The organism is Nocardioides rotundus (assembly GCF_019931675.1).
Taxonomy (GTDB): Bacteria; Actinomycetota; Actinomycetes; order Propionibacteriales; family Nocardioidaceae; genus Nocardioides; species Nocardioides rotundus.
The window spans coordinates 3,706,136-3,719,568 of record NZ_CP082922.1 but is presented as its reverse complement, the minus strand read 5'-3'; the positions used below and the strand labels follow the sequence as shown (position 1 = coordinate 3,719,568).

Below are 13,433 nucleotides of genomic sequence, written 5' to 3'. Positions count from 1 at the left end.
GAGGGCCTGATGAGGGCAACAGCAGGACTGGGCCTGGCGTTCGGCGGCTCATCGGTCGCCCGGCTCTTCGCGGGGGACACCTTCGGCTGGGTGCCCTACCTGATCGTCACCGTCGGCGCCGCCCTCCTGGCCGTCGTCGGCACGATGCTCCGCCCTCGTGGCTCCCGGCTCGTCGCCGGCCTGATCGCCGTCGGACTCTCGGTCAGCGCGGTCGCCGACATCCTGAGCGTGCTCGCCTGGGCCGGGGGCCCGAGCGTCCTGGTGCGGATCGCCGAGGTGCTCTGGCTGCTGTCCTACCTGCCCCTGGCGTTGGCCATGTGGCGGGTGCTCGACCGGGAGACCCACCACGAGGGCCGTGTGGAAGGGGCCCTCGACACCCTCACCGTGCTCGCCGTCTCCGTGCTGGTCGTCTACACCCTGCACGCGCAGAGCTTCACGGCGACCCAGACCGCCTACCGGCCGCTGGCCATCGCCGCGTACCCCATCGCGTCCTCGATCGTGCTGGCCCTCGCGCTCCGGGCCCTCCTCGTGCGCGGTCCGCGGTGGTGGCGGCACAGCGCGTTCGAGGTGGGGATCAGCCTGTGGCTGGTCGGCGACCTGGTCGTGTTGATCTTCGGCATGGGGCCGGTCGCGGTCATCGTCGGGGACATCGGGTTCATGCTCGGGGCGGCGACGATGGCGCTCTACAGCCTGCCCCAGTTCGACCCGCAGACACCGCGCCCCACCCCCTCGCATCCCTCGGTCGGGACCACCCTGCTGATCAGCGGCGCGCCGATGGTGATCCCACCGCTCCTGCTCGCCCTCACGCAACTGGCCGGGCGGCACGTCGACCCGTGGCCGGTGGTGCTCGCCATGTCCTTCCTGCTGCTCCTGGCCTATCTCCGCATGAGCCGCCTGCTCCGGCTGCTGGACCGCAGCAACCGCGAGCTCGCCCACGCCCGCGACGACGCCCTGGTCGCGGGCCGAGCCAAGGCGTCCTTCCTGGCCACGATGAGTCACGAGATCCGCACGCCGATGAACGGTGTCATCGGGCTGACCAAGCTGTTGCTGGACACGCCCTTGGATCCGCAGCAGCGGCAGTACGCCGAAGGGGTGCGCCAGGCCAGCGGCGTGCTGCTGTCGCTGATCGACGACGTCTTGGACTCCTCGCGCGCCGAGGTCGGCGGCCTCACCCTGGAGCGGCTGCCGCTCGTCCCGGCGGAGCTGATCGCCGAGACCGCCGGCGTGGTCGAGGCGACGGCGGGGGAGAAGGGGCTCGCGGTCCGGGTGAGCGTGGCGGAGTCGGCGCACATGCCGCTCGTCGGGGACCCGCGGCGGCTGCGGCAGATCCTGGTCAACCTCGCCGGCAATGCGGTGAAGTTCACCACCAGGGGCACCATCACGCTGACGGCCACGGCCGAGCCGCTGCCGGACGGCCGGGTCGAGGCGACCTTCGAGGTCGCGGACACCGGGATCGGCATCGGCGAGGAGGAGATGACCCGGATCTTCGACCCCTTCGTGCAGGCGGACTCCTCCACGACGCGGCGGTACGGCGGCTCCGGACTGGGACTGTTCATCAGCCACCAGCTGGTCCGGCTGATGGGCGGGCAGCTGGAGGTGATCAGCAGCCCCGGGGCGGGCAGCCGGTTCCGGGTGGTCATCCCGATGGATCGGCTCGAGGAGCCGACGACCCGCGAGCCGACGCCGCAGGAGGCACACGAGAGCCCCCGGGTGCCCGCCCGGGTCCTCGTCGTCGACGACGACGTGATCAGCCAGATGGTCTCCGCGGGCATGGTCGAGAGCTTCGGTCACGAGGCGGTGCCGGTCGGCTCCGCCGAGGCCGCGCTCGGGTTGTACGGCGAGCGCTGGGACGCCGTACTGATGGACTGTCACATGCCCGGCACGAACGGCTTCGATGCCGCGCGGGAGTGGCGGACCCGCGAGGAGGGTCTGCGCCACGTGCCGATCATCGCGGTGTCGGCCAGCATCTTGGAGGAGGACCGGCTGCGCTGCGCGGATGCGGGCATGGACGACTTCGTCAGCAAGCCGGTGGCTCCCGAACAGCTCAGGGCGGCGCTCGATCGTTGGCTGGCGCGGGTCGAGGGTCAGTCGGCGACGTAGGCCGCCAGGGACTCCCGGGCCCGGGCGAATGCCTGCTGGACGTCGGGCCACCGGGTGCGCGCCCCCGCAGGGTCTCCGGCGACCAGGCAGTGCTCCAGCGACCGCGCGGACTCGCCGGCCGCCGTGGCGCCGATCATCAGGGCCCGTCCGGCCAGCGTGTGGGCGGTCTCGCGCGCCGGGTCGTCCTGTCCGCTGTCGAGCTGGGACTCCAGGTCGCCGAGCAGCTGGCCGGTCGTGGCATCGAAGGTCGCGATCACGTTCCGCAGCATGGCGCCGGAGGCGTCGAGGGACTTGAGCTCGTCGAGGCGTCCGCGATCGAGGCCGTCACCGTCAGTCGTCACACCAGGCTCCTTGGGAGAGGGAGGACATACCCCACTCACAGTAGACGCAGCGAAGGGCCGGTTCGTTGTCAGCCGGTGCCGCGGCCCGCCGGCGCCGCGGCCCGAACATGAGCTCTCCCGCCCCCGGTACCCGGGGACGGGAGAGTCGATGTGAGGGTGCTCGGGCTCAGACCGAGGGCCGGCTCGTCTGCCCGTCGCCGGAGGAGCCGCGGCGACGTGACAGCGACTCCAGCTGGCGCGCGGCGGCGTCGCGGCCACCGAGGCCGAAGGCCAGGGCCGCGGCCGCGGCACCGCCGACGACCAGGGCGCCGAAGGCCAGCTCGATGATCGAGTCGGCGATGCCCATGTAGGACAGGCCCATCGCGACGAACAGCACCAGGGTGGCGTACTTGACCACCGTCGCGCCGGTGCCGGAGTCGCCCATCATCCGGGCCAGCAGGTTGGCCACGAAGAAGCCGACCGCGATGATCGCCGCACCGAAGATCACCTTGCCGCCCAGGGCCAGCACCTCGGAGAGGAACCGGGTGATCTGCGGGAAGCCGAGCAGCTGCGCCGCCATCACCGCGAAGAACAGCACGATGCCGATCTGCGCGACCTTGGCGATGATCGGCGAGGCGCTGCGGCCCTCCGGCAGGGCGTCCACCTGGTTGAGCGCCCGGTCCAGGCCGAGCCCGTCGAGCAGGGTGGTGAGGATGTCGCCGACGAAGTTGGCGATGAGCACGCCCAGCGCCAGCAGCAGGCCGGCCGCGATGATGTTCGGGATCGCGTCGAAGATCGCGGTGAGCATCTGCTCGGCCGGCCGCGAGATCGCCTCGATGCCGAGGATCTGCAGGGAGGCGATCGCCACCACGATCAGGATCAGCGCGTAGGCGACGGTCGCCACCGTGGTCGCGACGGTCGTGGTGAGGGTCGAGCCCTCGGCGCGGCTCTCGGTCGAGGTGGTCTCGCTCGAGCCGGAGGCGGCGGAGGCGGCGGTCGCCGTACCGGTCTCACGCGAGGCGCGGGCGCCGGCGGAGCGGAACCACCGCTCCAACGGCAGCGTCTCGAGCACGCGCTGGAGCAGCTCGCGCACGATCTTGGCGAGCAGGAAGCCGACGAAGAAGACGACGGCGGCGCCGATGATGTTCGGGAGGAACTCCAGCAGCTTGTTCAGCATCGTCTGGATCGGCGTGAGCACCTGGCTCAGCCCGAAGACCTGGAGGATGGCGATCAGGCCCAGCAGCCAGACCACCAACGAGGCCATGGTGCCCAGGGACTCGCCCAGGGTCTCGCCGTTGGATCCGGCGTGGCGGAGGGCGGAGATGCGCCCGGTCAGCTTGGTGAAGAGCCACTTCACCACCTTGGCAAGGATCCAGGTGATGAGAAGGACGATGATGGCGTACGCCGCCTTCTCCAGGATCGATGACCAATCGATACCGTTCATGAAATCGCTGTTCATCACTGCTCCTAGCAGTCGGGGGGTACGACGATGCTAACTGGGTCACATCCCGATATTTGGCGTCGTTTGAGCCCCCGTGTGTCGCTTCACCCCTCCGGGTGACGCCGGCCGGACGACGCGACGTCGAGCAGTCGCCGCGCCGACCCGCGGAGCCGTCCGCGCCAGAGGGCGGTGAGCGGGCGGCCGAGCCGCAGCCCCGAGGTGGGCACCCGCAGCAGCGCCCCGGTGGCCAGGTCGTCGGCGACGGCGAGCTCGCTGAGCACCGAGGGGGCCAGGCCGGTGCGTACGGCGGCCCGGATGGCGCTGTTCGTCGCGAGCTCGGCCGCCGGGTCGGCCGGGTGCAGCCCGGCGGCGGCCAGCGCCGTGGTCAGGGTCTCCAGGGTCCCCGAGCCGCTCTCGCGCAGGAGCAGCGGGGTGGCCGCCAGGTCGGCGGCGGTCACCGGGTCGCTGCGGTCGGCCCAGGGGTGGCTGCTCCCGACGACCACCACGAGCCGGTCCGTCCCGACGGTGGACCGGTTGACCCGAGAGGGCAGCTCGGGGGTCTCCACCAGCCCCAGGTCGGCTCGGCCGTCCGCGAGCCGTTCCAGCACCTGCTCGCTGTTGCCCGAGCTCAGGGCGACCGGGTCGCCGCCGAGCTCGCCGTACCGATGCAGCCAGCCGGGCAGCAGATACTCCGAGATGGTCTGGCTGGCCGCGACCCGCAGGGGCCCGGCCCCGGTGTCGGCGAGGGTGGCCAGACTGCTGCGCAGCCGGCGCGCGCCGTCGAGCACCGGCTGGGACCACTCGAGCACCAGCTCGCCCTCCCGGGTCAGCCGCGAGCCGGTACGGCCGCGGACCACGAGCGGGACGCCGACCAATCGCTCGGCGGCCTGGATCCGCTGGGAGACCGCCTGCTGGGAGATCCCGACGTCGGCCGCCGCCGCCCCGATGCTACCGCGGGCGCTGATCGCCTCGAGCACCTCCAGCGTCGCGAGGTCGGGCATGTGGTCGGTCAGGGGCACCGCGTCATCTTGTCACAAGCGAGCCTTGTGACGGGACAGGCAAGTGACCCTTCCCGCCGGCCCGCGCAGGGCGGACGCTGGTCCGGTGAAGAGCTACGACCGGACCGAGCCCGGGACCTCCGGCTCGGGGTCCGCCCCGGTCCGGTGGGCCCGGCTGGCGAACATCCCCCCGAACTGGTTCGCCTCGGTGATGGGCACCGGGATCCTCGCCACCTCCCTGCTCGGCCTCCCGGCGCAGGTCCCGGGCCAGCGGATGGTCGCGACCGCCGTCTGGCTGCTGGCCACCCTGATGCTGGTGGTCGTCACCGCGGCCACCGCCGGCCACTGGCTCCAGCACCGGGAGCGCGCGCGGGCGCACCACCGGCACCCGGTCGTGGCGCACTTCTACGGCGCGCCCCCGATGGCGGTGCTCACCGTGGCCTTCGGGATGCTGCTGCTGGGCCCCGACCTGGTCGGCACCGGCCCGGCCGTGGCCGTCGCGGGGGTGCTGTGGGTGGCCGGCACCGTGGGCGGGCTGGTCACCGCCGTCGCGGTGCCGTACCTGTGCTTCACCGAGCCGCGCGCGGACCGGGTCCCGTTCGCCGGCTGGCTGATGCCGGTCGTGCCCCCGATGGTGTCGGCGACCGGCGGCGGGCTGCTCGTGCCCCACCTGCCCGCGGGTGAGCTGCGCACCACCCTGTTCCTGCTGAGCTGGTCGATGTTCGGGCTCAGCCTGTTCGCGTCGGTCGTCATCATCACCCAGGTCTGGGGCGCGCTGATGCGCGACGGTGCCGGGCCGCAGCCGATGGTGCCGACGCTGTGGATCGTCCTCGGTCCGCTGGGCCAGTCCATCACCGCGGCCGGCACCCTCGGCGGGGTCGCGGACCAGGCCGTCGCGCCGGGGCTGGCGCAGCTGTTCGCCGGCGTCGGGGTCGTCTACGGCGTCGTCACGCTCGGCTTCGCGGTGCTGTGGACCGCGGTGGCGCTGCTGGTCACCCTGCGCAGCGTGCGGGCGGGTCTGCCGTTCGCCCTCACCTGGTGGTCCTTCACCTTCCCCGTCGGAACCTGTGTCACGGGGCGGAGCGTGCTGTGGCGGGAGACGTCGCTGACCGTCTTCGCGGTGCTCGCGGTGGCCTACTTCCTCGGGCTGCTCGTGGGGTGGGCGCAGGCGGCCACGCGCAGCGTGCACGGCACCTTCGTCACCGGACGGCTGCTGGCCTGACCGTCAGTAGCCGCCGTCCGGCGGCACCATCTCCCCGCGGATCCCCAGCAGCCGCACCGGCCGGTCGTCGGCGAGGGCGCGATAGAGGTCGAGCGCGGTGGCGGCGACGGTCGCGACGTCGTACGTCGGCTCGGCGAGCTTGCGGCCGCGGGTCACGGTGAAGAACGGCACGAAGCGCACCTTGAGGAAGACCCGCTGGGCCGGCCGCCCCTCGGCGCGCAGGTCGGCCACCACCCGCTCGGCGAGCGCCGTCAGTGCCTCGGCGACCTCCGCCTCCCCGACCAGGTCGGTCTGGAAGGTCGTCTCCCGGCCGTGCGCCCGCGCCACCCACGGGGTGTCGTCGGGCCACGCGCGACCGCCGCCACGGCCCAGCCGGGCCAGGTGCGGCCCGTTGGCGGGCCCGAACTCCGCGACCAGCGGCTCGTCGGGGGAGTTCGCGAGCTGCTCGACGGTGTCGATCCCCAGGCTCGCCAGGCGGGTGGCGATCCGCTTGCCGACGCCCCACAGCGCGGTCGTCGGGCGCGCGCCCATGACCTCCAGCCAGCTGTCTCGGGTCAGTCGGTAGACCCCGCGCGGCTTGCCGAAGTCGGTGGCGGTCTTGGCGCGGACCAAGGTGTCGCCGATGCCGATCGAGCAGTGCAGCCCGGTCGCCGCGAGCACGGCCCCTTGGATCTCCCGCGCGACCGCGTCGGGGTCGTCGGTCTCCACGCCGACGAACGCCTCGTCCCAGCCGAGCACCTCCACGACGGCGCCCGGCCGCGCCTTGAGGGTCTCCATCACCCGCGCCGAGGCGTCCTCGTAGACGGGGAAGTCGACCGGCAGGAAGACGGCGCCGGGGCACTTGCGTACGGCGACCCGCAGCGGCAGCCCGGAGCGGACGCCGTACTCCCGCGCCTCGTAGGACGCCGTGGAGACCACGGCCCGTTCGGTGGGGTCGCCGCGTCCGCCGACCACGACCGGCCGGCCGACCAGCTCGGGGCGCCGCAGCCGCTCGACCGCGACCAGGAACTGGTCCATGTCGACGTGCAGCACCCAGCGGGTCATGCGCCCATCATCGCCCCCTGGGCACCCCCCGGGGTGGAGCCGGCCGGTCTCCGCTAGCCTCCGGCCCATGGCCACGACGACGATCGCGGCACGGGGGTTGGTCAAGAGATACGGGGACGTGACGGCGGTCGACGGAGTCGACCTCACCGTCGAGGCAGGAACGTTCTTCGGCATCCTTGGCCCCAACGGCGCCGGCAAGACGACCACGCTGGAGATGATCGAGGGGATCCGCCGCCCGGATGCGGGCGAGGCGGAGGTGCTGGGGATGCCGGTCTGGCCGCGCAACCCCGACCTGTTGCCGCGGATCGGCGTCCAGCTCCAGGCCTCCGCGTTCTTCGAGCGCCTGGGGGTGGAGGAGCAGCTGCGCACGTTCGCCGACCTGTACGGCGTCGGCCGGGAGCGGGTCGAGGAGATGATCGCGCTCGTCGGGCTGGAGGAGAAGCGCCGTACCCGCACCGAGGACCTCTCCGGCGGGCAGAAGCAGCGGCTCTCGCTGGCCTGCGCGCTGGTGCACGACCCCGAGGTGATCTTCCTCGACGAGCCCACCGCGGCGCTGGACCCGCAGGCCCGGCGGAACCTGTGGGACGTGCTCCGGTCGATCAACGCGCGCGGGCACACGGTCGTCCTCACCACGCACTACATGGACGAGGCCGAGCTGCTGTGCGACCAGATCGCGATCATCGACCACGGCACGATCCTCACCGTCGACACGCCACGCGCCCTGATCGCCGGCCTCGGCAAGGCCCAGCGGATCCTGGTGGACGAGCAGGCCTCGCTGCCGGTCGCCGAGGCCTCGGCGATCCCGGGGGTGGAGTCGGCCTCGGTGGATGAGGGCACGTTGGCGATGAGCACCCATGATCCGGGGCCGGTGCTGAGCCGGTTGGCCGAGCGGGACGCACTCTCCGGCCTGCAGGTGACCAGTCCGACGCTGGAGGACGTGTTCCTCGAGCTGACCGGGCGGGAGTACCGCGCATGAGCGGCCGCGACGTCGCCGCGCTCACGCGCGCGCAGTGGAGGGGCTTCTGGCGGGACAAGCAGAACTGGTTCTGGCTGCTCGCGTTCCCCCTCATGTTCCTGTTCCTCTTCGGCTTCCTGTTCCGCGACGCGGGAGCGAGCGAGACCGACCTGGCCCTGGTCGGGGACGTGGAGTTCGTCCAGCAGCTGCCGGCACCGGCGCGTGCCCAGTTCGACGACCTCTTCGAGACCACGGAGTTCAGCTCCGAGCAGGCCGCGATCGACCAGGTCCGCACCGGCGACATGGACGGCGCGCTCGTGCAGCAGGGCGACCGCCTCGTGCTGCACTACTCCGCCGCCGACCAGGTCGTCGCGGCGACCGTCCGGGGCACGCTGGAGGGCTTCGTCAACGGCGCGAACCAGGCGATCTCCCAGACGCCGCCCGCCTTCACCCTGGCGGCCGAGCAGGTCGAGGACCAGTCGCTCAAGCCGATCCAGTTCCTCGCACCCGGCCTGCTCGGCTGGGCGGTCGCGATGGGCGGGGTCTTCAACACCGCCATGCCGCTGGTCACCTGGCGCACCAACAAGCTGCTCCGGCGGCTGCGGCTCACGCCGGTCCGCACGAGTGCGCTCGTGGGCTCACGGACCGTGGTCTGCCTGTCGGTGGCGCTGCTGCAGACCGCGATCTTCCTGCTCCTCGGGGTGACCGTCTTCGGGCTGCAGCTCAGCGGCTGGTGGTGGCTGTGCATCCCGTTGATCCTGGTCGGGACGCTGGCCTTCATGGCGATCGGCATGGTCGCGGGCGCGGTCAGCAAGACCGCCGAGGGCGCCTCCGGGCTGGCCAACGTGATCATCCTGCCGATGGCGTTCCTCTCCGGGTCCTTCATCCCGCTGGAGCAGGCGCCCGGCTGGATGCAGGGCGTCGCGCGGTTGCTCCCGTTGGGGCAGCTCAACAACGGGATGCTGGACGTGATGGTCCGCGGCGAGGGGCCCTCGGCGCTCGTCGTACCCATCGCCGTCCTGCTCGGCTTCGCGCTCGTGTTCACGGTGATCTCCGCGAAGCTGTTCCGCTGGGAGGACTGAGCCCGCGCGCCGTAGCCTGACGCCATGCGTCGTCTGCTCCCGGTCGTGATGGTCGGGCCGCTGCTGCTCGCGGCGCTGCTCGACCTGGTCGCGGACCCGCGGTGGCTCGTGTGGGTGGTGGGCGTCGCCGCGGCTGCCGCGGTGGTGGCCCTCGCGTTGCGTACGGCGACCCGCCGCCCGTCCGCCGCGGTGACGGCCGGCGTCCTCCTCGGCGCGGCCGCCGTCCAGGGCGTCGTGGCCTGGCAGGGCACGTGGCTGAGCAGCCTGGGCTGGGCCGCCGTGGTCCTCGCCGGGGTGCTCGCGGCCGTCGCGGTGAGCCGGCGGGACCTCGCGCTCGTGGCGGTCGTGGCTGTGGTGGGGGTGCTGGCGCCGTTCGCGACGGGGTACGGAGTGGAGGGCCTGCTGCCGCTCGCGATGGCGACCGCGTTGAGCACGTCGATCGGGATCGGCCTGCTGGTGCGCAGCCAGCGCGCCAACGCCGCCGTACTCCGGCGCGCGGTGGTGACCGAGGAGCGGACGTCGATGGCGCGTGAGCTGCACGACCTGGTCGCGCACGAGGTCACCGGGATCGTGGTGCTCGCGCAGGCGACGGGGGCCGTCGCGGACGAGCCGACCACGCGCGACGCACTGCGGCGGATCGAGCAGTCCGGTCAGCAGGCGCTCGAGCAGATTCGCGCCATGGTGCAGGCGCTGCGTGAGGAGACGGGCGACGCGGCCCTGCGGCCGACGGCTCGCGGCACGGCGTCGATCCGCCGCCTGGCCGAGGACTTCGCCGGCGACTCCACCGCGCAGATGACCACCGAGGTGGAGGACGTCGAGCTCGCGCCGGCCGTCGACGCGGCCCTGCAGCGGGTGGCGGCCGAGGCGTTGACGAACCTGCGCCGGCACAGCACCGCGGCCCGGCGGGTCGAGGTGACCCTCGGTCGGGTCGGCGACGAGATCCGGCTGCGGGTGTGGAACGACGCCGCCGGCTCCGGCGGGGTGGGCGGCGGGAGCGGCTACGGCCTGGTCGGCGTCCGCGAGCGGCTCGCGCTGGTCGGCGGGACGCTGGAGGCGGGCCCGGACGGTGCGGACGCCTGGGTGGTCGAGGCGCGCGTTCCCGCGGAGGTGAGCCGATGATCCGGGTGGTGCTGGCCGACGACCAGGAGATGGTCCGGATGGGGTTCGCGATGATCCTCGAGCGGGCCGGCGACATCGAGGTGGTCGCGCAGTGCCGTGACGGCGTCGAGGCGGTGGAGGCGATCCGGCGGGAGTGCCCGGACGTGGCGCTCCTCGACATCCGGATGCCGCGGCTGGACGGGCTGGAGGCGCTCCGCCTGGTCTCCGGCCTGACCCGGGTCGTGATCGTGACGACCTTCGATCACGACGAGTACGTCGACCGCGCGCTGGCCGACGGCGCCTCCGGCTTCCTGCTCAAGGACTCCGGGCCCGACCTGCTCGTCTCGGGGGTCCGCGCCGCCGCCGAGGGCGACGCGCTGATCTCCCCGGAGCTCACCGTCGCCCTGCTCGAGCGGACCCGCTCCGCCGGATCGTCCCGGCCCGACGTACCCGGCGTCGCCGAGCTGACCGAGCGGGAGCTCGACGTTGCCCGGCTGGTCGCCCGCGGCCGGACCAACGCCGAGATCGCCGGCGAGCTGTTCATCTCTCTCGGGACCGTGAAGTCCCACCTCGGCTCGATCCAGTCCCGCCTCGGCGCCCGCAACCGGGTCGAGATCGCCGCCCGCCTCTGGGAGTCCGGCCTCCTCCCCTGACCCCCGGAGCCCTCACCCCCTCCAAGAGCTCCCACAATGCCGAGTCGGCGCTTGTTGACGCCGAGTCGGCGTCAATTAACGCCGACTCGAGGTGAAGTAGCGCCGGCTCGGGGTGAAGTAGCGCCGACTGGGGGTGAATTGGCGCCGACTCGGCCGTTGGGGGGAGGGGAGTCGCGGAGAACCGGCCGGGTGGCCGATGCCGGGGAGCCGCCGTACGGCGGAGCCTGGACCCATGACTCGCATCGCCACCCTCGACTCCCTCCGCGGCCTCGCCCTGTGCGGCATCCTGGCCGCCAACGCGCCCACCGTGCTCGACCTCGACGCCCCGCCCGGGGACAACCCGATGCGCGAGCTCCTGGCCCTGACCGTGCACGAACGCTTCTTCCCGCTGTTCTCGCTGATGTTCGGCATCAGCTTCGGGATCATCGCCCTCGGCGCCGCCGAAAGCGGCCTCCCGTTCCGCCGGGTGCTCGCCCAGCGGCTGGGCTTCCTGCTCCTGCTCGGCGCCGGCCACCAGCTGCTGCAGCCGGGTGAGGCGCTGCTGCCCTACGCCCTCGCCGGGCTGCTGGTGCTCCTCCCCTCGACCTGGCTGCCCACCTGGGCGGTCGGGGTCGCCGGCGCGGCCCTCACCGTCACCGGCGTCGTCTTCGACGGCGGGACGTTCCTGGTGCCGGGGCTGGTGCTGCTGGGCTACACCGCCGCCCGCGCCGGACTGGTCCGCCGCCTCGACGCGCACCGCCCGTGGATCCCGCTCCTGGTGGCCGCCGGTGCCGGCCTGGCCGCCGCGCCCCTCGTCGGCTACCTGGCCGACCGCCCGGAGATCCACGGCTTCAGCCCGCTCTCGGCCGGGGCGGGCCTGCTGATGGCGACGGCGTACGCCGGCCTGCTGGTCGCGGCGATGGCCTCGCCGTTGCGGGCGGTCACCCGCGCCGTCCTCGAGCCCTTCGGCCGGCTGGCGCTCACCAACTACGTCGGCGCGACCCTGATCCTGCTCGCGCTGAAGCCGTTCGCCGACCGCTTCGGCATCGACGGCACCAGCGACGGCCTGCTGCGGATGCTGGGTGCCTGCGCGGCGATCCTGGTCGTGCAGTGGGGGCTGAGCCGCCTGTGGCTCACCTACCTGGGTCAGGGGCCGCTGGAGCGGGTCTGGCGCTGGGTGACCTGGGCCGGGATCGACCGGAGCCCCCGCCCCGCGACCGCGAGCGACCCCGCTCCGGCGCTGGTGTCGCAGAGCGGCTGAGGCTGTCGCGGATCGGCTGGTCGGATGGCCGGTCGAGGCGCATCGTGGAGAGCGAAGTTGAAGTTGCACCTCCCCACCCGGCGGGGAAGATTGCCCCTCCTGATCCGCCTCCTCCTGCCAGGCGGGTCTGTCCCGCCGGGTGGCCTCCGGGCACCCGGGCCGCGACAAGAGTCAGTTCCCAGCGGCCCGGGTCGCTCGGAGCGCCTCGGAGGGCAGCTCGCCGAACCGCTCGCGGAACTGCCGGGCGAAGCGACCGTGGTGCGCGAAGCCCCATCGGTTGGCGACGTCGGTGACGGTGGTCTCCCCGGGCTCGGCGTCGAGCAGATCCGCCCGCGCCCGCTCCAGCCGCACCTGGGTGAGGTAGGCGATCGGCGTCGTGCCGAGGTGCTGCTGGAAGGCACGCTGCAGGGAGCGTCGGCTGACCCCGGCGGCCTCGCCGAGGTCCTCGAGCACCAGAGCATCGCCGGCGTGGTCGTGGATGTGCTGCAGCGCACGACTCACGGCCGCCGGCCGCAACCCGGAGACGCTCGGCTCGGCGGTCGGCGCGTGGGTGGTCATCAGGGTGTGGACGACGTACTCCTCCAGGCGCGACCACCACAGGTCGCTCACGTCCCGCAGCCCGGGCTCGGCCAGGGACTGCTCGAGGAAGGCCACGCACTTCTGCCAGCGCTGTGCGGCCGCGCGGTCCGCCGGCGGCGAGACCTGCAGCGGCGGCGGCTCCGCGGCGGCGTTGCCGGTCAGTGCCGCCCAGCGCCGCTCCACGAGCTCGCGGCTCACCCGGACGTTGCGGACCAGGAGGTCGTCGTACCAGTGCATCCGGAACAGCGTGTCCGGGTCGATCGCGGCGGAGTCGCCGGGGCCGACCATCACCTCGCGGGAGCCCGCCATCACGTCCAGCCGTCCCTCCGCGGCGTGCATGATGCAGTAGACCGCGCCGAGCGGCTCGAAGGGCACCACGTCGGAGTCGCTGCCGTAGGTCAACAGGTCCACCGCCATGCCGTCCCGCTCCAGCGACGCCTGGTGCACCCGGAACTTCTCCGGGGAGCCGTGCAGCACGATCCCGTGCGGGGCGTAGGCCCGCGCCACGACGTCCCGGGCGAACTCGAGGTCAGCAGTGTCCAACAAGACGTGCCACGGCCCGTCCTGGCCTGCAGATTGCGGAGTCGTCGCCATGCCGTGCACCCGCCGTCCTGAGACGGGGGTCTCAGCGCACCCGGCTGACCCCTTCGTGACTGTCAGTTCCCATCCACCCGACGATACGCCGGTCTCGGGCGGATCGG

The 13,433-nt window shown here is 72.9% G+C and carries 12 protein-coding genes; 7 read left to right on the top strand and 5 right to left on the bottom strand.

Translation table 11 applies throughout. The features are described from left to right. Nucleotides 1-9: 9 nt before the first annotated feature. Nucleotides 10-2,100 carry a hybrid sensor histidine kinase/response regulator gene (locus tag K8W59_RS18285; protein WP_223396380.1) on the top strand — a complete coding sequence of 697 codons (2,091 nt, stop codon included), beginning with the start codon at nucleotides 10-12 and terminating at the stop codon, nucleotides 2,098-2,100. Here K8W59_RS18285 and K8W59_RS18280 read toward each other — a convergent pair. The 3 genes from K8W59_RS18280 to K8W59_RS18270 all read right to left on the bottom strand — a co-directional run bounded on the left by K8W59_RS18280 (nucleotide 2,085) and on the right by K8W59_RS18270 (nucleotide 4,880). Continuing rightward, nucleotides 2,085-2,441, bottom strand: coding sequence for an Hpt domain-containing protein (locus K8W59_RS18280; protein WP_223396379.1), 357 nt, complete (start codon nucleotides 2,439-2,441; stop codon nucleotides 2,085-2,087). The genes K8W59_RS18285 and K8W59_RS18280 overlap by 16 nt on opposite strands. A gap of 166 nt (nucleotides 2,442-2,607) precedes the next feature. Further along, complete coding sequence (locus K8W59_RS18275; protein WP_223396378.1) at nucleotides 2,608-3,864, bottom strand: mechanosensitive ion channel; 1,257 nt, start codon at nucleotides 3,862-3,864, stop codon at nucleotides 2,608-2,610. A gap of 101 nt (nucleotides 3,865-3,965) precedes the next feature. After that, nucleotides 3,966-4,880 (bottom strand): LysR family transcriptional regulator, encoded by a 915-nt coding sequence (locus tag K8W59_RS18270; RefSeq protein ID WP_223396377.1) that lies wholly within the window; start codon nucleotides 4,878-4,880, stop codon nucleotides 3,966-3,968. Nucleotides 4,881-4,965: 85 nt separating this feature from the next. On the opposite strand from K8W59_RS18270, the gene K8W59_RS18265 reads away from it, so the two are divergent. Beyond that, the gene (locus K8W59_RS18265) at nucleotides 4,966-6,081 is read left to right on the top strand and encodes a TDT family transporter (protein WP_223396376.1); all 1,116 of its coding nucleotides are present in this window, start codon (nucleotides 4,966-4,968) and stop codon (nucleotides 6,079-6,081) included. A gap of 3 nt (nucleotides 6,082-6,084) precedes the next feature. On the opposite strand, the gene K8W59_RS18260 is transcribed toward K8W59_RS18265, so the two are convergent. Then, nucleotides 6,085-7,125, bottom strand: a complete 1,041-nt coding sequence (locus K8W59_RS18260) for a DNA polymerase IV (protein WP_223396375.1) — start codon at nucleotides 7,123-7,125, stop codon at nucleotides 6,085-6,087. A gap of 67 nt (nucleotides 7,126-7,192) precedes the next feature. Between K8W59_RS18260 and K8W59_RS18255 the strand changes: the two genes are divergently transcribed. The 5 genes from K8W59_RS18255 (at nucleotide 7,193) to K8W59_RS18235 (ending at nucleotide 12,153) form a co-directional block, all read left to right on the top strand. Continuing rightward, a complete protein-coding gene (locus K8W59_RS18255) occupies nucleotides 7,193-8,101 on the top strand; it encodes an ABC transporter ATP-binding protein (protein WP_223396374.1) in 909 nt (302 codons plus the stop codon). Beyond that, entirely contained in the window at nucleotides 8,098-9,162 is a 1,065-nt protein-coding gene (locus tag K8W59_RS18250) for an ABC transporter permease (RefSeq protein WP_223396373.1), read from the top strand. Before K8W59_RS18255 ends, K8W59_RS18250 begins: the two co-directional genes overlap by 4 nt. 24 nt (nucleotides 9,163-9,186) lie before the next feature. Continuing rightward, nucleotides 9,187-10,281 (top strand): sensor histidine kinase, encoded by a 1,095-nt coding sequence (locus K8W59_RS18245; RefSeq protein WP_223396372.1) that lies wholly within the window; start codon nucleotides 9,187-9,189, stop codon nucleotides 10,279-10,281. Then, nucleotides 10,278-10,913 (top strand): response regulator, encoded by a 636-nt coding sequence (locus tag K8W59_RS18240; protein WP_223396371.1) that lies wholly within the window; start codon nucleotides 10,278-10,280, stop codon nucleotides 10,911-10,913. The genes K8W59_RS18245 and K8W59_RS18240 overlap by 4 nt, the downstream gene beginning before the upstream one ends. Before the next feature lie 232 nt (nucleotides 10,914-11,145). Next, nucleotides 11,146-12,153 carry a DUF418 domain-containing protein gene (locus K8W59_RS18235; RefSeq protein ID WP_223396370.1) on the top strand — a complete coding sequence of 336 codons (1,008 nt, stop codon included), beginning with the start codon at nucleotides 11,146-11,148 and terminating at the stop codon, nucleotides 12,151-12,153. Nucleotides 12,154-12,324: 171 nt separating this feature from the next. On the opposite strand, the gene K8W59_RS18230 is transcribed toward K8W59_RS18235, so the two are convergent. Then, nucleotides 12,325-13,326: a helix-turn-helix transcriptional regulator gene (locus K8W59_RS18230; protein ID WP_223396369.1), complete on the bottom strand. Its 1,002-nt coding sequence runs from the start codon at nucleotides 13,324-13,326 to the stop codon at nucleotides 12,325-12,327. Nucleotides 13,327-13,433: the final 107 nt, after the last annotated feature.